Genomic DNA, 18,231 nt, shown 5'->3' on the forward strand with positions numbered 1-18,231 from the left:
GGCTGGCTAGATTCCGGCTCAAGGCCGGAATGACGGAGGGTGGGTAGAGCGCAACAACGACTGCGGTGATGTCCGGCCAACAAAAAAGGCGGCCCGAAGGCCGCCCTTTAAATCTCTTTAGTCTCGCCGTTCAAGCCGCAAGCGCGCGCGCCACAGCCTTGCGGATATCCGGAAGCGCAAAGGGCTTCGAGACGACGTCAACAATCTTTTCAGCCAGATCGTCCGCCCGTTCGCGCTGCTCGGCATAACCGGTCATCAGCAGGATGCGCATGGCCGGGAAGCGTTCGGCGGCGCGGTGCGCCAGCTCGATGCCATCCATGACCGGCATGCGGATATCCGAAAGAAGAAGATCGAAACTGGTCTCCTGGAGCTTTTCCAGCCCCTGCTCGCCGTCTGCCGCCTCATGGGTCTCATGACCATCGAGACGCAGCGCGCGGGCGACGAAAGCCCGCAATGCATCCTCATCTTCGGTAATCAAAATCTTCGCCATCAATCATTGCTCCTGGGCATCATTTCCAGCCGTGAGCAACATCGCAGGCTCCTCTTTTCAAGAGGTAAACACCCAGGGTTTCGCTGGGTGAATGGTTAATGAGGCGTCTCCGGCATGTATCATACCGGCACGGCAGAATGGGTCAGGCGTCGCCGGTCACGACGCCGACGAAAGGCAGCTCACGGAAGGCGTAGGCGACATCCATGCCATAACCGACAACGAAATAATCCGGACATTCAAAGCCGACATAGTCGGCCTCCAGATCTTCCTTGCGCTTGACCTTCTTGTCGAGCAGCACGGCGATGGTGACGTTGCGGGCGCCGCGCTCGTAAAGCAGTTCCTTGGCAAAACGCAGCGTGCGCCCGGATTCGAGAATATCGTCGATCAAGAGGACATCGCGGTCCTTCACGTCGCTGTCAATATCCTTGACGATCCGCACCCCTTGCGAAACCGTGCCGGCACCGTAGCTCGACAGCGTGATGAATTCGACTTCGGGAGCAAGGCCGCTGTCATGCAGCGCGCGGATAAGATCGGCCGCGAAAATGAACGATCCCTTGAGCACGGCGATGACCAGCAAATCCTTGGTCGGGCCGCCGGCTATATGCTTGGCCATATCGCGATTGCGCTCGGCGATCTGCTCGGCCGTGTACAGCGGCTCGATGTTTTTTCCACGGACGACGGGCATTCTTTCTCCTGTGCTGCGCCTTGCCGATTTTACCTTTCAGTAAAAATACGAGGATCACGCGTTAGCACAATCAGCGTTCGGAAGCACCCGCCTCGACGAAGGAAAGCTTGATCTCCGGTGTTTTTCCACCGGGATGGCGCAACTTTGCCGAAAATCCGTGGCTGAAACCGGGCTGCATCTGCTTGACCGGCGGCTCGATGACCATGCTGGCCACCAGCTGCCCCTTGGCGACGAAGAGATCGGCGCGAAGTGCCGGCACGTCTTCAAGCGCGGTGCCGTTGTTTTCCACGATGCCGTTGATGAGAAGGACATCCATGCCGCCCGCCTCCTGCGGCGTGATGGTGACATGGGAAATGGCAAGCGGGTTCACCGGCGCGGCAACAGCCGATTTTTCCGGCACGACGACCGACAGGCCCCCGGAGCAGACGAAAACGAAAATGGCCAGCCCCGCGACCAGCGCCGAATAGGCATCCGCTGACAGGCGCGACAATTTGCGATCCACCCAGCCGACGAACGCCAAACCGAGCACGCCGGCGGTGACGGGTGGTTTTTCCTTCCGCCGGCGCACCGCACCACGGTTGTCGTTTCCGGGCTGACGCGCACGGTTTTCCTTGATGGTGACAAATTCCGCGTCTACCACGTCGGGGCCTGGACCTGCGGCCCGCGCCGCCCGGCGCGCCGGCGCTTCCGGCATCAGGAGGTCGAAATCGAATGCCGCTTGCCGGCGAGATGAACGGAACATAGCCATAGAATTCCCCGGTCAGGTTTTCCGGCCCGCAAAACTGGGCATTGCAACGAATCCTGCCAAGTTTTAAATTTAATTGGTTAATGCTTCGCAAAAACGCCTCGCGCAGGCCACCGGAACCGGGTTAAACGGCAGCATCCGGGCCTCACGCGCCAGCGGCTTGCGAACCACCACGAAACGAAGAGACTGGAAGTCCGTTGATCCATTTCGAAAATGTCGGGTTGCGTTACGGCATGGGACCCGAGATCCTGAGGGACATGACCTTCGATATTCCCAAGGGTTCGTTCCAGTTTCTGACCGGGCCTTCGGGCGCCGGAAAGACGACGCTTCTGCGTCTGCTCTTGATGTCGCTGCAGCCGACACGCGGCAATATCCGCATGTTCAACCGCGATGTGTCGCGCATTCCGCGCAGCGAGCTGCCGATGCTGCGCCGCCGCGTCGGTATCGTCTTTCAGGATTTCCGGCTGCTGGATCATCTGACGACCTATGAGAATGTGGCCCTGCCACTGCGCGTGCGCGGCAAGGAAGAAAGCGCCTACCGCAACGATGTGATCGAGCTTTTGAAATGGGTGGGCCTTGGCGAGCGCATCAATGTGCTGCCGGCCATCCTTTCGGGCGGGGAAAAGCAGCGCGCCGCCATTGCCCGTGCGCTGATGGACCAGCCGGAAATATTGCTGGCCGACGAGCCGACCGGTAACGTCGACCCGCCGATGGCCAAGCGCCTTCTCAACCTCTTTCTGGAACTCAACCGGCTGGGCACGGCCGTCGTCATCGCCACCCATGATTTTGGCCTGATGGACCAGATCGATGCGCGCCGGATGATCCTGACCGAAGGGCGGCTCGACATCTATGAATGAGATCAACCGCAAACAGTTGAGACCCGAGGCAACGACGCCGAAGCGCCCGCCGATGCGCATCCGCCCGATGGCGCCCATTCTGCCGCCGTCCAACATTCAGGGCAATGCGTTGATGGTGGTCATCGCCATCATGGCCTTTCTCGCCTGCCTGACGCTCGGCGCCGTCTCCATGGTGCGCGCCACCGCCGCCACATGGCAGAGCCAGATTTCCCGCGAGATCACCATCCAGATCAAGCCCGAGGACGGGCTGGACATGAATGCGGCGCTCTCCAAGGCGCGTAATCTGGCGCTGACTTTCGTCGGCACGCGCGACGGAACCATCCTTGACGATGCCGCCACCTCGCGCCTTCTGGAACCATGGCTCGGCAGCGGTCTCGACCTTTCCGAACTGCCGATCCCGCGCCTCGTCGTCATCACCATCGACGAAAACAACCCGCCGGATTTTCAGGCGATGCGGGATATGCTGAAGGCTGAACTTCCGCAGGCCTTTCTGGACGACCACCGCACATGGGTGGACAGGCTGGTCTCGATGGCGAGAACCACTGTCATGATCGGTGTGGGGGTTTTGATCCTCGTCTTCACCGCCATGGTGCTGACGGTGGTGTTCGCCACGCGCGGCGCGCTTTCCGGCAATCGTCACATCGTTGAGGTCCTGCATTTTGTCGGTGCGGAAAGCAGCTTCGTGGCGCGGGAATTCCAGAAGCACTTCCTGAAAATCAGCCTCAAGGGGGCAGCGGCCGGCAGCGCGCTTGCAGCGACGGTTTTTCTTGCCGCCGGCTTCTGGCAATCGAGCACGGTCGCCACACCGCAGAGCGATCAGGCAAGTGCGCTTTTCGGCTCCTTTTCGGTCGGTCTCGGCGGTTACATCGGCATCGCCACAACGATGATCATCATCGCGCTTCTCACCACTATCACGGCGCGCGTAACCGTCATCCGCACGATCGACGATATCGATCGCGTGCGCTCCGATCCGTCGAAAAGTGACGGCCTTGCATCGTGACCCCGGCTTTGAAATTTTGCGGGAAAACTGAAACCTTCACGAGCCGGATGTAACCTGCGGACGGTGGACAAAAATGCCTGTTCCTTGCCTTAATCGGCGAGTATTCAGGAGGAATGTTTGTGAGTCGGACGGACCAGGATCAGGATCAGACGACCACGCGACCGGCAAAAAAGAGCCTCTGGTCGCGGCGTGGCCGCCTGCGCCGTTTTATTCGCGGTCTCATCCTGCTTTGCGTCATCACTCTCGGTGCTTTTTCGGGCGGCTTCCTGTGGTTTGCCGATTCCGTCGCCTCCATGCGCCCGCCGGAGGGCGCGAAGGGCGATGCGATCATCGTTCTGACCGGCGGCTACCAGCGCATTGAACAGGCGGTCGGCCTGCTGCGTGACGGTGTGGGCAAACGTCTGCTGATTTCCGGCGTCAACCCCGCCACCACCCGTTCGCAGATCCGCAAGATGACGCAGGGCTCTTCGGACATGTTTTCCTGCTGCGTGGACATGGGTTACAAGGCCATTGATACGATCGGCAACGCCAATGAGGCGGCAAGCTGGATACGCGATCACGGTTATTCGGCCATCGTCGTTGTCACCAACAATTACCATATGCATCGCAGCCTGCATGAATTGCGCAACGCCAGCCCGCAGACCGAATTCATCGCCTACCCCGTCATCAGCGCGGACCTTGCCCGCACCAACTGGTTCGCGGAGCCGGATGTGGTGAGAACAATGCTCTACGAATATCTGAAGTTCGTGGCGGCGGCCGGACGTGATCTGACCGGCTTTGGCAAGGGTGACGGCCTGCGCAAGGCCGCCGCCGATCACGCTCCACCGAAAGTAACGGCGGCTTCCTCGTAAGCTGCCAGAAACACGCTTGCTGCCGCCCCTTGTTTTCGTGTAGGCGTCTGGCATCGGCATCCGGCATCGAGGCGCTCAAAGTTTCGGAACGGCTGCATCCCGGGAAGGCTGTTGATGCTCAAGCTGCGCTCTTTTCTTTTCAATACGCTGTTTTATCTCAACCTGATTGTCCGCATGATCGTGCTGACGCCGATCTATTTCATCCTGCCGCGCAAGATCGCCTACGAAATCCCCAAGAACTGGGCGCGCTCCAACCATTGGCTGATGAAAACCATCGTCGGAACGACCTTCGAGATAGAGGGCCTGGAAAACATTCCGGAGACCGGTTGCATCTTCGCGCCCAAGCACCAGTCCTTCTGGGATACCTATGCGCTTTTGCCCAATCTTCCCGACCCGGTCTATATTCTGAAGCGTGAACTTTTGTGGATCCCGCTATTTGGCTGGTATGCGATGAAGCAGCGCATGATCCCCGTCAACCGCGCCGCGCGCGGCAAGGTCATGCTGAAGGTGATGGAGCGGGCGAAAGAGGAAATGGCCGCCGGCCGCGAGCTCATCATCTATCCCGAAGGCACGCGCCGCCCGCCGGGCGCCGAGCCTGAATATCGTTACGGCATTGCAAGGCTTTATCGCGACCTGCAGGTTCCGGTCATTCCAGTCGCCATGCATCCCGGCCTCTTCTGGCCACGCCGTTCGACCATGCGTTATCCCGGCCATTTCAAGGTGCGGATATTGCCGGCCATCGAGCCGGGGCTCGACCCCGACGTGTTTTTCAAGCGATTGATCGATGTGACGGAAAAGGCGAGCGACGAGCTGCTGCTGGAAACCGCGCGCAACAACCCGCACCTGCCGCTGCCGCCCACCGCCATCAAGCGTATCGCCGAACTTCAGGGCAAGGACACAGCCGCCGGCTGAGCCGCGAGCGTGCCGACATTGGCGGCGATGCTTTCCAGCAGCGAGTCGCGAATGCCCATATCCTGCAGATGCTGCACGGTATTGAAGACGTAATCCGTGTTGGGCCCGGACCGGCCCGAGGCAGTCGCGACGATGACCGCCGCTTCGGCCACACCCAGACCGCCAATATATTGCTCATGCGCGGGATCGGCCACATAGGTCACCGCGCTGCTGCGCCTGCCATCGGCAAAGGCAATTGCAACAACACGTTCCTTGTAGACATTCGTTATCAGTTCGCGCTCGCGCAGATAGGCCATGACGGGATCGTGGTCTCTTCCCCGCACCCGAAAGGCGACGCCGAGGCATGAGCCGCCGCGCTCGAGACCCAGCACGAGGCCCGGCTTTTCTTCCGTGCCGCGATAGACGCTGGAGCTGATGCAGAGCGAACGCCGATAACCGTGCAGCCGCGCCTGCTGCCTTTCCTCAAAGGCGAAGCCGGGGTTCCACATCAACGAACCGTAGCCAAAGACCCAAAAATCGTCCATATCGCAAGCCAAATCAAAATTATCTGAAGTCTGTTCATCGGAGATCAATATGGCATCGTCAAGCCAATCCGGCACGGCCAAAAAATTCCTCTGGCTTGGTATCGCCATTGTGCTGGTCATCGGACTTTACACGGCGGGGTGGTTTTATGCCGCCGACAGGCTGAAGCAGACGGTCCTGAACGTGATATCTCCCTCTCAGGCCAGGAATGTCAGCGGTGAATGCGGCGATATCGCCTTCCGGGGTTATCCGTTCCGCATCGGCCTTTTCTGCTCCAAGGTGATGGTCGATGACAAGCAGAACGGTGTTTCCGCTTCCTTTGGCGAATTGCGCTCGGCAGCGCAGGTCTACAATCCCGGCCACATCGTCTGGGAACTGGATGCGCCGGCGGAAATCCGCACCGCTCACGGCCTGACGGTTTCTGCCGCCTGGCAGAACATGCAATCGAGCATCGTCACCAAGCTTAAGGGTATCGACCGCACGTCGCTCGTCATCGACGGCCTGAAGGCGCAGGCGGTGTCCTCCGTCACCGGCCAGACCATCGATTTTGATGCCGTAAAGACGGAAATGCACCTGCGCCAGAACGGCGCCGATCTCGACGGAGCAATCACGCTTACCGAATCGGCGACCGTCATCAAGGACTGGCCGCAGATCCTTCCCCGCCTCGACGCCATCGTTGATGTCACGCTTGCCGGCAAGGCGGGCATGGTCGACGGCAGCGACAGATCCGGCCTATACGGCGCAAGCGGAGAGCTTCGCCGGCTGGTGGCCGATATTGGCGAGGGCCGCACCATGCGCATCAGCGGCCCCTTCTCCTTCGACAATGAAGGATATCTCTCCGGTCAGTTCAAGCTGGAGATCGAAGAGCTCGGCGCCTGGTCTGATAATGCCAAGCAGGCTTTCCCACAGCTGCAATCCACCATCGACACGGCCCGCAAGCTGCTCGGCGCGCTTGCCGGCGGCGGCGACAGGGCGTCCGTCGATCTCGTGGTCGATCGCGGCCGCGCCACCGTCAGCGGCTTCATTCCGCTTGGGAAAATTCCGCCGATCTGAGTTTTCGCATCCCGCTCCGTCACCCCGGACTAGATCCGGGGTCCAGTGCGATCAAGTCCTTGATCGCGCAAGACTCATCCCACGGCGCGGACGCGCCGTGGCTGGATGCCGGATCTAGTCCGGCATGACGAAGAGAGAATCGCGTTTGCCTTACGCTGCGTCCTACTTCTTCTGATCCAGAGCATGACGGCCGAAGTCCGGCGCGTCGACGTCCTGACCGGCCTGGACGATGGAGCGGCGGATGGCGCGGGTGCGGGAAAACAGCTCGAACAGCTTGTCGCCTTCGCCCCAGCGGATCGCCCTTTGCAGGGAGGCGAGGTCCTCGGAAAAGCGCGCCAGCATTTCAAGGATGGCATCCTTGTTGTGCAGGCAGACATCGCGCCACATGGTCGGATCGGAAGCCGCCAGACGGGTGAAGTCACGGAAACCGGAGGCGGAATATTTGATGACTTCCGATTCGGTCACCGTCTCCAGATCGTCCGCCGTGCCGACGATATTGTAGGCGATGATATGCGGCAGATGCGAGACGATCGCCAGAACCTTGTCATGGTGTTCGGCATCCATTTCATCCACGCGGGAACCGAGCGCCCGCCAGAAATCCTTCAGCTTCTCCAGCGCCTCGGCGTCCGTGCCGGGCAGCGGCGTGAAGATGCACCAGCGCTCGCGGAAGAGGCCGGCAAAACCGGCATCCGGGCCGGATTTTTCCGTACCCGCCAGCGGGTGGCCGGGAATGAAATGCACATTGTCAGGCATGTGCGGCGCCATCTGCGCGATGACGGAGGCCTTGGTGGAGCCAGCATCGGTGACGATGGCGCCGGGCTTCAGATGCGGCGCGATCTGTTGCGCGACAATTTCCGACGCGCCGACCGGAACCGAAACGATGACGAGATCGGCATCCTTCACGGCCTCCGCCCCCGAGACGGTGTAATCCGTGCCGAGTTCCAGCTCCTCCGCCCGCTTCAGCGTTTCCTCGCTGCGGGTGGAAATCGTGACATGCCGCGCAAGCCCCAATTCCTTGATGTCGCGGGCAATCGACGAGCCGATCAGGCCGATGCCGATCAGCGCGATGCGTTCGAACATGATTTCGCCCATCACGCCTGCCCCATGAACTCGGTAAGCACCGAGATGACGCCGAGATTGGCCTCTTCCGAGCCGACGGTCATACGCAAGGCATTGGGGAAACCGTAACCGCGCACAGCGCGCAGGATGTAACCACGGCGGCTCAGGAACTCGTCCGCATCCGCCGCGCGCTTGCCGTCCTGATCCGGGAAATGGATGAGGATGAAGTTGGTGACCGACGGTGTGATTTCCAGGCCGAGGCCGGTAAAGGTCGTGACCAGCTTTTCCATCCACAGGGCATTATGTGCCACAGCCTTTTGAACGAAAGCCTGATCGCGGATCGCAGCGGCACCCGCCGCAATGGCCGGGGCGCTCATGTTGAACGGGCCGCGCACACGGTTCAGCGCATCGATGATATCAACCGGGGCATACATCCAGCCCACACGCAGTGCGGCGAGACCGTAAACCTTGGAGAAGGTGCGGGTCATCACCACGTTGCGGTTGCCGGAAACCAGCTCGAGGCCTGCCTCATAATCGTTCTTGCGCACATATTCCGCGTAAGCCGCATCCAGCACCAGCACGACATGTTTCGGCAGGCTGGCCTGAAGGCGGCGGATTTCCGCAACAGGAACATAGGTGCCGGTTGGGTTGCCGGGGTTGGCAACAAAAACCATCTTCGTCTTCGGCGTGACGGCGGCGAGGATCGCATCCACATCGACCGCGCAGTCCTTTTCCTTCACCGTCACCGGGGTTGCGCCTGCGCCCATGATCTGGATCTTGTAGACGAGGAAACCGTGTTCGGTGATGATCGCCTCATCGCCTGCACCGAGATAGACATGGCAAAGCAGGCCCAGAAGCTCATCCGAACCGTTGCCGCACATGATGTTTGCGATGTTGAGACCATGCACATCGGCAATCGCCTGACGCAGCGCAATCGCCTGGCCGTCCGGATAGATTTCCAGATGGCTGGCGGCCGTGCCGAAAGCTTCAATCGCCTTCGGGCTCGGCCCGAGCGGCGTTTCATTGGAGGAGAGCTTATAGACCTTCGCAACACCGTCCACATGTTCCTTGCCGGGAACATAAGCGGCGATATCCAGAATACCCGGACGCGGAACAGGTTGGCTAAGCTCTGCACTCATTTGATCGACCTTTGGAAAAACGCCGGAGAACCCGGCAAAAGCAATGCCGGAGGCATTAGACCGGAATGGGCGTTTTGTCGAGGGTCAGCGCGGCTTTCCGTGCTTTGCGGCGGTGCGGGTGGTGGGAACGCCCTGTGGAGCGAGAACGGGCACAAACACCCGGCGTGAGGCGCGCTGGGTGACGGGCAATCCCTGATAGAGCCGTTTTTGCGCCTCCACCACAATGACACCGGAAAACAGGGGCCACAGCCTGCGGCCGGTCAGTTCGAGGTAACGGCGGAATTTAAGCACCGGGCGGCTTGTGGTGGGCGGAAAGAAAAGCGCCTCGGCGGAAGCCCCCGGCGTGAAGTTGGTTTCACGCAAAAGCGCCGTCAGCTGCCCGCGCGAATAGGGCCGCCCCGAGCCGAAGGGCGTATGTTCCATGCGCGCCCAGACACCGCGCCGGTTCGGCACCACGATCACCAGACGGCCGCCGGGCGCCAGTACCCGCCACAATTCTTTCAAAGTTTCGCGCGGATTTTCGGCAAATTCCAGCGCATGCACCATCAGCACCCGGTCTATGGACGAATCGGGAAGCGGCAATTCCTCGTCAAACACCAGCGCCGTGGAAGATAGCTCGCCAGCCGGCCAGTTCACCGCCCCCTGCCCCGCCGGCATGAAGGCGAAGGTGCGTTCCGTATCATGGCGGAACCGGTCCAGAAACGGCACCGCATAACCGAGGCCGACCAACCGCTCTTCCGGCAAAGGCGGCCAGAGCGTCGAAAGCGCCATGGTGATCGCCTGCTCGGCCGAGCGGCCAAGCGGGGAATGATAGAATTCGCGCAGATCGACGATATCAGTGTTCATGGGCGAGAATGTAGCATCAGGCGATTGGACTTCAAGGCGTCTGCCCCTACATTGAAACCCAGGCGGATAAATGCGTCGGCTCCGGCCGGCAAATGGAGAGGATGAGATGAAACCTTTGGAAATAGACGTCTTTCTTTGCCGCAGCGACAATTTCGGGGTTCTGCTGCACGATCCCGAAAGCGGGGCGACCGCCGCCATCGACGCACCCGAGGAAGGCCCGATCCTGCAGGCTCTCGATGGTCATGGCTGGAAGCTCACCCATATCTTTACCACCCACCATCATCAGGACCATGTAGAGGCCAATCTGGCGCTGAAGGACAAGTTCGGCTGCGAAGTGCACGGGCCTTACGACGAGGCTATCGCGATCCCCGGTCTCGACCGCTCACAGGCCGATGGCGACGAGTTCGAATTTGCCGGACGCCGCGTTCAGGTCATATCCACGCCCGGCCACACAGCCGGACACATCTGTTATTATCTTCCCGATGACGGGTTGCTGTTTGCCGCCGATACGCTGTTTGCCATGGGCTGCGGCCGGCTGTTCGAACGCCCGGCGGCGGATATGTGGCATTCCTTCCAGAAATTGATGGCGCTGCCCGATGACACAAAAGTCTATTTCGGCCACGAATATACACTCGCGAATGCCCGTTTCGCCCTCACAGTCGATCCCGAGAATGCGGTTCTGATCGAACGCGCAGCGCGCGTTGGAAAGGCGCGGCAGGCGAATGAATTCACCATTCCGACCACCATCGGGTTCGAAAAACAGACCAATCCCTATATGCGGGTCGCAGATGCCGGCATCCGCAGGCATCTTGGCCTGGAGACTGCCAGTGATGCGGACGTTTTTGCGGAAATCCGCACGCGCAAGGACAATTTCTGATGGGCGCCGATCTGTCTGCGGAAGCGATCATTCGCGAACTGGGTCTTGAACCGCATCCTGAGGGTGGTTTCTACCACCAGACTTTTCGCGACAGGGCGGGCGGTGAGCGCGGCCATTCGACGGCGATCTATTATCTTCTCGAAAAAAGCGTTCGCTCACACTGGCATCGCGTCACCGATGCCGTCGAGGTCTGGCACTATTATGCCGGCGCACCCATCGCGCTGCATCTTTCGGAGGACGGCCGGGAGGTACAGACCTTCACGCTTGGTCCCGCGATTCTGGAAGGCGAGCGCCCGCAGGTGATCGTGCCGGCCGATTGCTGGCAATCGGCGGAAAGCCTCGGCGATTTCACCCTCGTCGGCTGCACCGTCTCACCGGGATTTGCCTTTTCGAGCTTCGTCATGGCCGAACCCGGCTGGTCGCCTGGGGACGCGCCCTGAACCTGGAGCAGTCGCCTGCGGAGTGAGTGAGTGCCCCTTGTTTCTTCTCCCCGAGGGGGAGAAGTCCGCGGCAGCGGGATGGGGGGCAAGGGTAGAGATATCCGGCAACGTTGCCCCCCCTCATCCGACCCTTCGGGCCACCTTCTCCCCGGCGGGGAGAAGAAATACGCCGCAACGTCTGCTTTTTTTACGCCACCGTCAGCTTTGGTCAGCCGCCGTATTTCGTCGCCGTGATGTAGACCTGCCCCACCCGCGTCGGAATGATCGCATAAACAGGCGCATAGACATCCATATTGTTCGACTTGGCGAACCAGATTTCCATGGAGATGGATTTCAGATATTCGATATCCTTGCGCCCCTGCCGGTAGCCCGACTTCGGCACATACCGCGCCTTGCAGACGATGGCATCGCCGCTAAAGCCATTGGTCTTGAAAGGCTTGGTGCCGCTGGAACTCAAAACGAGATCCAGCCGCGATTCGCCGTCATAGATCGGCAGCCGGGTCGGGCAGATACGACCGCCGGAGGGAATGATGAGGCCGGAAATCGGGTCGAGAACGGAGCGCAGGTCGCGGTCCTTCACATCCACCCAATTATCCGGCCGGGCCTTCGGCTCGGGTTTCACCGTCGTCGATGTGACATTGCCGTTGCGATAGACAACGTCATAGGTCCGTACCCGCTTGCCGTCCTTGTAGACCAGCGAATATTCGTTGGCCTGCAGCCGGTGGCCGCGCTTGGCGCCGGAAACGGTCGTCTTGCCGGAAATGTCCTTTAAAATGCTGGCAAGGCCGGCGGCACTGAAGGAACCGGAGATCGAATAGTTCGGTCCGTCCATGCGAGTCGAAAAACTTGCCCGCGCAATCGGCAAAATGCCGAGATTGATGCTGTATTCGCTTGTATGGCGTGCTTCGGCGGCGAGCGAGGGAGAAACGCCCGCAAACGCTATTGTCACGGCCATGAAAATGCTTTTTCCTCTGGCAATCATTTCGATATCACCTTAAAAGAGGCGCGGAAGCGGCCTTATCGGGCGATGATATACGCTGACTTGTGGCAATAAAAAAGCGGATGCCGGTTGAAAACGCCGGAATTTCCTTTCATTTGATCGCGAGCGGCTTGACTGTTAAGTCTCGTCTGACTATAGAACCGCAACTTTCCAATCATGGCCAGTTGGATTGCCACCCCGGTTTTGCCGGTGGCGAGCCAGTGGCGAAACAGACGAAACGAAATAGGTGTACCCATGTCCCGTGTATGCGAATTGACCGGCAAGGGCGTCCAGACGGGCAACAACGTCAGCCACGCCAACAACAAGACCAAGCGCCGGTTCCTTCCGAACCTCTGCCAGGTCACGTTGATCTCCGATGCTCTCGGCCAGCGCTTCCGCCTGCGTGTTTCCGCAGCAGCTCTGCGCTCCGTTGAACACCGTGGCGGCCTCGATGCCTTCCTTCTGAAGTCCGGCGAAAACGAACTGAGCATGCGCGCTCGTCTCCTGCGCCGCCAGATCGCCAAGAAGACGGCTGAAGCTGCTTAATAGCGGTTTCGACATCATCGATATTCAGAGGGCTTGAATGGCTTTTGCCGCTCAAGCCTTTTGTTTGTTTTAGTTGGCTCTAACTGGTGGCATCACCCAGGATAAAAAAATGCCCTATCTGCGCTATACGCTGATCTACGTTCTCTTGATGACACTGGTGGTCGTCGCCTCCAATATTCTGGTGCAGTATCCGCTTTCCGGATCGCTGTTCGGTGTCAATCTCGGCGATCTTCTGACCTGGGGCGCGTTTACCTATCCGGTCGCCTTCCTCGTCACTGACCTGACCAACCGCCAGTTCGGCCCGTCCATAGCGCGCCGCGTCGTGCTTGCCGGCTTCGTCGTCGGTGTCACGCTGTCCTTCTGGACCTCCATTCCGCGCATCGCTGTCGCATCCGGCACCGCCTATCTGATCGGCCAGCTGCTCGATATTTCCGTTTTCAACCGCCTGCGCCGCCAGCGCTGGTGGCACGCGCCGCTTGCCGGCTCCATGCTGGGTTCGGTGCTGGATACGGCGCTGTTCTTCTCCATCGCCTTTGCGGCCAGCTTCTCCTTCGTTGGCCCCAACGATGCCTTCGCCATCGAAAACGCTCCCATCCTCGGTGTCTTCGCCGTGGAAGCGCCTCGGTGGATTTCCTGGGCGATGGGTGATCTTTCGGTGAAGGTTCTCGTCGGCCTCGTCATGCTCCTGCCTTACGGCGCGCTGATGAATACGTTGAAGCCGATGCCAGGTGCTGCCAAGCAGGGCTGACTTTTTTCTGTCAGCTGAATTCGAGGTCGGGCAGGCATGGATCAAATCACGCTTGCAAACCCGCTGGTGGCGTTGCAGTCTGCCGTCCGTTGCACGGCTAAGGGGGCAGATCGGCATGCAGATCAAGGACGTCATCGACATTATAGATGCGACGAGCGCCACACTTTCGGGCTCCAGCTTCGACGACGTCAATTTGTCGGGAACGGTCTTCAACAATGTCAATCTGGCCGGCACACGCTTCAACGACATCAACTTTTCCGGTGCGTCGTTTACGGACAGCAACATGTCCGGCTGGTCGATCGATGACGTCAATTTCACCGGGTTGAAGCTGAGCAACACAAACCTGTCCGGCGCGCAGATAACGGGGTGCCGAATGACCGGCATGAAGATCGACGGCATTCCGGTAGAGGATCTCCTGGCTGCCTACAAGGCGGCACAACAGGTCTGAAATTCACTCCACCAGCTTGAATTCCAGCATCAGGTTGCGCTGGAGAAACGAGTGATTATCGTCGGAAACGATGATGAGGCGCGTGGAACCATCAGGCCCTTTCACGACATCCATGCCTTCCATATTGTCGATCTGGTAGGCCATGCCCGCTTCAAGCAGGATTTCGCCATCCACCACAACACCCGGCCGGATATCGGCACCACGGATGCGGCGGATGCGCATGCCCACGCCTTCCGCGAAGTTGAAGCGGCGCTCCAGCAGCAGCAGATCGCCATTGGGCAAGAAAGCGCCATCCGTCACATCAAATGAGGGGTGATGGGTGACGGCGAATGTGCCCTTCAGCGGGCCTTCCAATATGGCGGCGAGAAGATTGCCGTCAGCATCGATGCTTTTTTCAGCCACCACGACCAGGGCGCCGGCTAGCGACGAATCGGCCGGCGATACTGCCAGGGCCTCCATGCCGCCATTATGGCGCAACTCGTTATTGGGGATGAGATGCGGCAGGCGACCGAGCGGTTTCGATGTCTCGAAGCCCGGATCGGGATAGATATCGATCCTGTGCCGCTGCTCGTAGCTGACGATAACTTTGCCGTCGCGCAGCGCCAGACCTTCCGCATCCATTTCCATCTTGCGCGGCGGTTCGCGCCCGCCCATGTCCAGCATGGGGGTAATGCGAACATCAGCAAGCCCGGACAGCGCGCCGGCTGCATCGCGCATGACCCTGCCCGTCAGCCAGTGGCCGGTATCCAGCACCGCAACAAAGTCCTCCCCATTGGGGCGGAAGCGGATGGAAGATATGGCTCCGAACAGCTTTTCCGGCGCGCTCATCACCATGCCGCCGATAAATTCCAGCTTGCCGAAACGTTTTGCGCTGGTGCCGACCTCGAAGCCGGACAGCTGGCGAACGCTCACCGGCACGTCGATGGTGGACGCACCAATCGGAACCGGAACAAGCGAGCCGACCGCCAGGGTAGCGGCAACGACCAGAGACTTGTAGGAGAGGGAAGCCCGGCTCCGCTTATCCCGCACGGCGAACCCTGCGGGACGAACCGGAGGCGCTGCTCGTATCCTCGAAGAGCGCCGCGAGCTGCTCGGTCATCGCACCGGCCAGCTCGTCCGCATCCACGATGGTTACGGCACGGCGATAATAACGCGTCACGTCGTGGCCGATACCGATCGCCAGCAGTTCCACCGGCGACCGTGTCTCGATCTGCTCGATCACGGCGCGCAGATGCCGTTCCAGATAGTTGCCCGGATTGACCGACAGCGTCGAATCGTCGACGGGCGCACCGTCCGAAATCATCATCATGATCTTGCGCTGCTCGGGCCGGCCGATCAGGCGGTTATGCGCCCACATCAGCGCCTCGCCGTCGATATTTTCCTTCAGCAGGCCTTCGCGCATCATCAGGCCGAGATTGCGCCGCGACCGCCGCCACGGGGCATCCGCCGACTTGTAGATGATGTGGCGCAAATCATTGAGGCGGCCGGGCGAAGCAGGTTTGCCGCTGGCCAGCCATTGCTCGCGCGACTGTCCGCCCTTCCAGGCCTTGGTGGTGAAGCCGAGAATCTCCACCTTCACGCCGGACCGTTCCAGCGTGCGCGCCAGAATATCGGCGCAGGTGGCTGCAACGGTGATCGGGCGGCCGCGCATCGAACCGGAATTGTCGATGACGAGCGAAACGACGGTATCGCGGAACTGGGTGTCGCGCTCCTTCTTGAAGGAAAGCGGCTGCATGGGATCGATGATGAGCCTGACGAGGCGGGCGGGATCGAGATAACCCTCTTCAAGGTCGAAATCCCACGAACGGTTCTGCTGCGCCATCAGGCGACGCTGCAGCCGGTTCGCCAGACGCCCGACGGCGCCCTGAAGGTGGGCGAGCTGCTTGTCGAGAAAAGCGCGCAGGCGGTCAAGCTCGGCTTCGTCACACAGTTCCTCGGCGTGGATCTCCTCGTCGAATTCCTGGGTGAAGATGCGGTAATCGACCTTTTCGTTGAAATCGTCGAAGGGGCTGTTGGGACGGCGGGTCTCGCCGGGCGTCTCGGAATCCTCGTCGAGATCATCGGACATCTCCTCGTCCGACATCTCGGCGCCGTCCATCTCGCCTTCTTCCATTTCCTCCTGCGAGGCCTCGTTTTCATCGGCCGGCGTCGCATCGGAACCGGCCTCTTCCTCGGCCTGCTCTTCCTCTGTCTCGTTGGTACGCGGCTGATCCTCGTTGGACTCCGCCTCCTGACTGTCAGGCTCGTTATCCTCGTCGCCGAAATCCTCCGCCATCTGCATGGAGGTCAGCATCTTGCGCACCAGCCGCGAAAACGCCTTCTGATCGGTGATGACGCTGGAGAGATCCTTGAGATCGCCAGCGGCCTTGTCCTCGATGAAATCGCGCCACAGATCGAGAACCTGACCGGCGCTTGCCGGTGGCTTTTCGCCTGTCAGTTTTTCGCGCACCAGCAGGGCCACGGCTTCGGCAAGCGGTGCGTCATCCTTGTTGTTGATGCCCGAAAAATTCGCCTTGGCGTATTTTTCGGTGTTCATGGCCTGGATGTTGGAAGCCATGCCCGGCATGCGCAGCGCGCCGATGGATTCCACCCGCGCCTGCTCAACCGCATCAAAGATCAGCCGCGCTTCTGCCCCTTGCGGCGACATCACCGCATGGGTGTCGGCGTCATGGCAGGCAAGGCGCAGCGCCATGGAATCGCCCAGACCGCGCGTGACGGCGATTTCCTGCGCGGTGGGTTTCTTGGATATTTCCGGCAGACGCATGCGCTCGCCGGCAAGGCCGGGCCGCTCATTGGCGAACACGACCTCGACCTCGGCATCCCCGGCAACGGATCGCACGCATCCGGCAATCGCCTGACGCAACGGCTCCGTATCGACCGCCGTACCCGGTTTTGCTCTGGAATTGTCGCCGCGCGCTGCCATTGTCTTTCCTGTCATTTGTCGACGCGTGGGAGCCGCTCATCAATGGATGCGCGGCCCGCCAGCATCTTCAAGTCATCGGTGATCTTCTCCGGAAAAGCCGGGGACTATCAGGCGCTGAGAACAATGTTCGCAGCACTTTCCTTCAGCTCGACGCCGAAAGCCCGCTGATATTGCTCTGCAACCAGCGTGCGCTCCAGTTCGTCGCACTTGTTGAGGAAGGTCACGCGGAAGGCAAAGGCGAGATCGCCGAAGATTTCCGCATTTTCCGCCCAAGTGATGACGGTACGCGGGCTCATGACCGTTGAGAGGTCGCCATTGACGAAGGCCGAACGGGTAAGATCGGCCACACGCACCATCTTGGAGACGGTTTCGCGGCCCTTCGGATTGTCGAGGCTCTTCACCTTGGCGGCAATGATGTTCACTTCCTGCTCATGCGGCAGGTAGTTCAGCGTCGTGACGATCGACCAGCGGTCCATCTGCGCCTGGTTGATCTGCTGCGTGCCGTGGTAAAGGCCGGTCGTATCACCGAGGCCGACCGTGTTGGCAGTTGCAAAAATGCGGAAGGCCGGGTGAGGACGGATGACGCGGCTCTGGTCAAGCAACGTCAGGCGGCCGGAGGATTCCAGCACGCGCTGAATGACGAACATCACGTCCGGGCGGCCAGCATCGTATTCGTCGAAGACGAGCGCGACATTGTGCTGGTAAGCCCAGGGCAGAATGCCGTCCTTGAATTCGGTGACCTGCTTGCCGTCCTTCAGGACGATGGCGTCCTTGCCGACGAGATCGATACGGCTGACATGGCTGTCGAGGTTGACGCGAACGCAGGGCCAGTTGAGGCGCGCAGCGACCTGCTCAATATGGGTGGACTTGCCCGTGCCGTGGAAGCCGGAGACCATGACACGTCGGTTGTGAGCAAAACCGGCAAGGATCGCGAGTGTCGTATCGCGGTCGAAAAGATAGTCGGGATCAAGATCCGGCACATAGGCATCGCCCTGGCTATAAGCGGGAACCCGCAGATCCGTATCAATGCCGAAAACCTCCCGCACGGACACCGTCGTGTCGGGCAGGTTGGAAATATCAAGGTCGATTTTGCTCATCACGTCTCCAAGGC

Annotated in this window: 20 protein-coding genes and 1 pseudogene; 10 read left to right on the forward strand and 11 right to left on the reverse strand. The window is 60.2% G+C overall.

Annotation, left to right across the window (positions count from 1 at the left end):
• Positions 1 to 130: 130 nt before the first annotated feature.
• The 3 genes from OK142_RS08870 to OK142_RS08880 form a co-directional block, all read right to left on the reverse strand.
• The gene (locus OK142_RS08870) at positions 131 to 490 is read right to left on the reverse strand and encodes a response regulator (protein WP_003497441.1); all 360 of its coding nucleotides are present in this window, start codon (positions 488 to 490) and stop codon (positions 131 to 133) included.
• A 142-nt stretch (positions 491 to 632) separates the two neighbouring features.
• A complete protein-coding gene (gene hpt / locus OK142_RS08875; protein WP_003497442.1) occupies positions 633 to 1,175 on the reverse strand; it encodes a hypoxanthine phosphoribosyltransferase in 543 nt (180 codons plus the stop codon).
• A gap of 70 nt (positions 1,176 to 1,245) precedes the next feature.
• Complete coding sequence (locus tag OK142_RS08880) at positions 1,246 to 1,917, reverse strand: hypothetical protein (protein ID WP_498682256.1); 672 nt, start codon at positions 1,915 to 1,917, stop codon at positions 1,246 to 1,248.
• Between the two features lie 200 nt (positions 1,918 to 2,117).
• Between OK142_RS08880 and ftsE the strand changes: the two genes are divergently transcribed.
• The 4 genes from ftsE (at position 2,118) to OK142_RS08900 (ending at position 5,540) form a co-directional block, all read left to right on the forward strand.
• Positions 2,118 to 2,777, forward strand: coding sequence for a cell division ATP-binding protein FtsE (gene ftsE / locus OK142_RS08885; protein WP_003497447.1), 660 nt, complete (start codon positions 2,118 to 2,120; stop codon positions 2,775 to 2,777).
• Complete coding sequence (locus OK142_RS08890; RefSeq protein ID WP_082185456.1) at positions 2,770 to 3,777, forward strand: cell division protein FtsX; 1,008 nt, start codon at positions 2,770 to 2,772, stop codon at positions 3,775 to 3,777. The genes ftsE and OK142_RS08890 overlap by 8 nt, the downstream gene beginning before the upstream one ends.
• A 113-nt stretch (positions 3,778 to 3,890) precedes the next feature.
• Complete coding sequence (locus OK142_RS08895) at positions 3,891 to 4,628, forward strand: YdcF family protein (RefSeq protein WP_035242872.1); 738 nt, start codon at positions 3,891 to 3,893, stop codon at positions 4,626 to 4,628.
• A 114-nt stretch (positions 4,629 to 4,742) separates the two neighbouring features.
• Positions 4,743 to 5,540 carry a lysophospholipid acyltransferase family protein gene (locus OK142_RS08900; protein ID WP_003497453.1) on the forward strand — a complete coding sequence of 266 codons (798 nt, stop codon included), beginning with the start codon at positions 4,743 to 4,745 and terminating at the stop codon, positions 5,538 to 5,540.
• Here the strand turns inward: OK142_RS08900 and OK142_RS08905 are convergent.
• Positions 5,513 to 6,064, reverse strand: a complete 552-nt coding sequence (locus tag OK142_RS08905) for a gamma-glutamylcyclotransferase (protein WP_498682258.1) — start codon at positions 6,062 to 6,064, stop codon at positions 5,513 to 5,515. The genes OK142_RS08900 and OK142_RS08905 overlap by 28 nt on opposite strands.
• Positions 6,065 to 6,113: 49 nt before the next feature.
• On the opposite strand from OK142_RS08905, the gene OK142_RS08910 reads away from it, so the two are divergent.
• A complete protein-coding gene (locus OK142_RS08910) occupies positions 6,114 to 7,115 on the forward strand; it encodes a DUF2125 domain-containing protein (RefSeq protein WP_498682259.1) in 1,002 nt (333 codons plus the stop codon).
• A 162-nt stretch (positions 7,116 to 7,277) separates the two neighbouring features.
• Here the strand turns inward: OK142_RS08910 and OK142_RS08915 are convergent.
• From OK142_RS08915 to OK142_RS08925, 3 genes and pseudogenes are all read right to left on the reverse strand, one after another.
• A pseudogene (locus OK142_RS08915) lies at positions 7,278 to 8,225 on the reverse strand (prephenate/arogenate dehydrogenase family protein); the annotation flags it as partial.
• On the reverse strand, positions 8,207 to 9,313 hold the full coding sequence (gene hisC / locus OK142_RS08920) for a histidinol-phosphate transaminase (RefSeq protein WP_498682261.1): 1,107 nt from the start codon (positions 9,311 to 9,313) through the stop codon (positions 8,207 to 8,209). The pseudogene OK142_RS08915 and the gene hisC, both read right to left, overlap by 19 nt.
• 84 nt (positions 9,314 to 9,397) lie before the next feature.
• Entirely contained in the window at positions 9,398 to 10,159 is a 762-nt protein-coding gene (locus OK142_RS08925; protein WP_137039165.1) for a class I SAM-dependent methyltransferase, read from the reverse strand.
• 106 nt (positions 10,160 to 10,265) lie between these two features.
• Here OK142_RS08925 and gloB point away from each other — a divergent pair, with 106 nt between their 5' ends.
• Both gloB and OK142_RS08935 read left to right on the forward strand, forming a co-directional pair.
• Positions 10,266 to 11,036, forward strand: coding sequence for a hydroxyacylglutathione hydrolase (gloB, locus tag OK142_RS08930; protein ID WP_498682262.1), 771 nt, complete (start codon positions 10,266 to 10,268; stop codon positions 11,034 to 11,036).
• Positions 11,036 to 11,476 carry a cupin domain-containing protein gene (locus OK142_RS08935; RefSeq protein WP_318283644.1) on the forward strand — a complete coding sequence of 147 codons (441 nt, stop codon included), beginning with the start codon at positions 11,036 to 11,038 and terminating at the stop codon, positions 11,474 to 11,476. Before gloB ends, OK142_RS08935 begins: the two co-directional genes overlap by 1 nt.
• A 208-nt stretch (positions 11,477 to 11,684) precedes the next feature.
• On the opposite strand, the gene OK142_RS08940 is transcribed toward OK142_RS08935, so the two are convergent.
• Complete coding sequence (locus OK142_RS08940; RefSeq protein WP_216333100.1) at positions 11,685 to 12,458, reverse strand: DUF3108 domain-containing protein; 774 nt, start codon at positions 12,456 to 12,458, stop codon at positions 11,685 to 11,687.
• A 252-nt stretch (positions 12,459 to 12,710) separates the two neighbouring features.
• Here OK142_RS08940 and rpmB point away from each other — a divergent pair, with 252 nt between their 5' ends.
• The 3 genes from rpmB to OK142_RS08955 all read left to right on the forward strand — a co-directional run bounded on the left by rpmB (position 12,711) and on the right by OK142_RS08955 (position 14,197).
• Positions 12,711 to 13,001, forward strand: a complete 291-nt coding sequence (gene rpmB / locus OK142_RS08945; RefSeq protein WP_003509888.1) for a 50S ribosomal protein L28 — start codon at positions 12,711 to 12,713, stop codon at positions 12,999 to 13,001.
• A 109-nt stretch (positions 13,002 to 13,110) separates the two neighbouring features.
• Positions 13,111 to 13,749: a queuosine precursor transporter gene (locus tag OK142_RS08950; RefSeq protein ID WP_313614744.1), complete on the forward strand. Its 639-nt coding sequence runs from the start codon at positions 13,111 to 13,113 to the stop codon at positions 13,747 to 13,749.
• Positions 13,750 to 13,864: 115 nt separating this feature from the next.
• Positions 13,865 to 14,197, forward strand: a complete 333-nt coding sequence (locus tag OK142_RS08955; protein WP_498682264.1) for a pentapeptide repeat-containing protein — start codon at positions 13,865 to 13,867, stop codon at positions 14,195 to 14,197.
• Between the two features lie 3 nt (positions 14,198 to 14,200).
• Here OK142_RS08955 and OK142_RS08960 read toward each other — a convergent pair whose 3' ends face one another.
• The 3 genes from OK142_RS08960 to cobS all read right to left on the reverse strand — a co-directional run bounded on the left by OK142_RS08960 (position 14,201) and on the right by cobS (position 18,217).
• The gene (locus tag OK142_RS08960; protein ID WP_498682266.1) at positions 14,201 to 15,226 is read right to left on the reverse strand and encodes an esterase-like activity of phytase family protein; all 1,026 of its coding nucleotides are present in this window, start codon (positions 15,224 to 15,226) and stop codon (positions 14,201 to 14,203) included.
• Complete coding sequence (cobT, locus tag OK142_RS08965; protein WP_216333104.1) at positions 15,216 to 17,120, reverse strand: cobaltochelatase subunit CobT; 1,905 nt, start codon at positions 17,118 to 17,120, stop codon at positions 15,216 to 15,218. The genes OK142_RS08960 and cobT overlap by 11 nt, the downstream gene beginning before the upstream one ends.
• A 107-nt stretch (positions 17,121 to 17,227) precedes the next feature.
• The gene (cobS, locus tag OK142_RS08970; protein ID WP_003509875.1) at positions 17,228 to 18,217 is read right to left on the reverse strand and encodes a cobaltochelatase subunit CobS; all 990 of its coding nucleotides are present in this window, start codon (positions 18,215 to 18,217) and stop codon (positions 17,228 to 17,230) included.
• Between the last annotated feature and the right edge of the window lie 14 nt (positions 18,218 to 18,231).

The organism is Agrobacterium sp. BT-220-3 (assembly GCF_025910175.1).
GTDB lineage: Bacteria > Pseudomonadota > Alphaproteobacteria > Rhizobiales > Rhizobiaceae > Agrobacterium > Agrobacterium oryzihabitans.

What these genes read in the sequence shown, in the direction of transcription:
- gloB (WP_498682262.1), top strand. Translation starts at nt 10,266, where the DNA reads ATGAAACCTTTGGAAATAGACGTCTTTCTTTGCCGCAGCGACAATTTC.
- cobS (WP_003509875.1), bottom strand. Translation starts at nt 18,217, where the DNA reads ATGAGCAAAATCGACCTTGATATTTCCAACCTGCCCGACACGACGGTG.
- OK142_RS08955 (WP_498682264.1), top strand. Translation starts at nt 13,865, where the DNA reads ATGCAGATCAAGGACGTCATCGACATTATAGATGCGACGAGCGCCACA.
- OK142_RS08890 (WP_082185456.1), top strand. Translation starts at nt 2,770, where the DNA reads ATGAATGAGATCAACCGCAAACAGTTGAGACCCGAGGCAACGACGCCG.
- hpt (WP_003497442.1), bottom strand. Translation starts at nt 1,175, where the DNA reads ATGCCCGTCGTCCGTGGAAAAAACATCGAGCCGCTGTACACGGCCGAG.
- OK142_RS08870 (WP_003497441.1), bottom strand. Translation starts at nt 490, where the DNA reads ATGGCGAAGATTTTGATTACCGAAGATGAGGATGCATTGCGGGCTTTC.
- OK142_RS08935 (WP_318283644.1), top strand. Translation starts at nt 11,036, where the DNA reads ATGGGCGCCGATCTGTCTGCGGAAGCGATCATTCGCGAACTGGGTCTT.
- cobT (WP_216333104.1), bottom strand. Translation starts at nt 17,120, where the DNA reads ATGGCAGCGCGCGGCGACAATTCCAGAGCAAAACCGGGTACGGCGGTC.
- OK142_RS08940 (WP_216333100.1), bottom strand. Translation starts at nt 12,458, where the DNA reads ATGATTGCCAGAGGAAAAAGCATTTTCATGGCCGTGACAATAGCGTTT.
- OK142_RS08925 (WP_137039165.1), bottom strand. Translation starts at nt 10,159, where the DNA reads ATGAACACTGATATCGTCGATCTGCGCGAATTCTATCATTCCCCGCTT.
- hisC (WP_498682261.1), bottom strand. Translation starts at nt 9,313, where the DNA reads ATGAGTGCAGAGCTTAGCCAACCTGTTCCGCGTCCGGGTATTCTGGAT.
- rpmB (WP_003509888.1), top strand. Translation starts at nt 12,711, where the DNA reads ATGTCCCGTGTATGCGAATTGACCGGCAAGGGCGTCCAGACGGGCAAC.
- OK142_RS08905 (WP_498682258.1), bottom strand. Translation starts at nt 6,064, where the DNA reads ATGGACGATTTTTGGGTCTTTGGCTACGGTTCGTTGATGTGGAACCCC.
- OK142_RS08910 (WP_498682259.1), top strand. Translation starts at nt 6,114, where the DNA reads ATGGCATCGTCAAGCCAATCCGGCACGGCCAAAAAATTCCTCTGGCTT.
- OK142_RS08895 (WP_035242872.1), top strand. Translation starts at nt 3,891, where the DNA reads ATGTTTGTGAGTCGGACGGACCAGGATCAGGATCAGACGACCACGCGA.
- OK142_RS08880 (WP_498682256.1), bottom strand. Translation starts at nt 1,917, where the DNA reads ATGTTCCGTTCATCTCGCCGGCAAGCGGCATTCGATTTCGACCTCCTG.
- OK142_RS08950 (WP_313614744.1), top strand. Translation starts at nt 13,111, where the DNA reads ATGCCCTATCTGCGCTATACGCTGATCTACGTTCTCTTGATGACACTG.
- OK142_RS08900 (WP_003497453.1), top strand. Translation starts at nt 4,743, where the DNA reads ATGCTCAAGCTGCGCTCTTTTCTTTTCAATACGCTGTTTTATCTCAAC.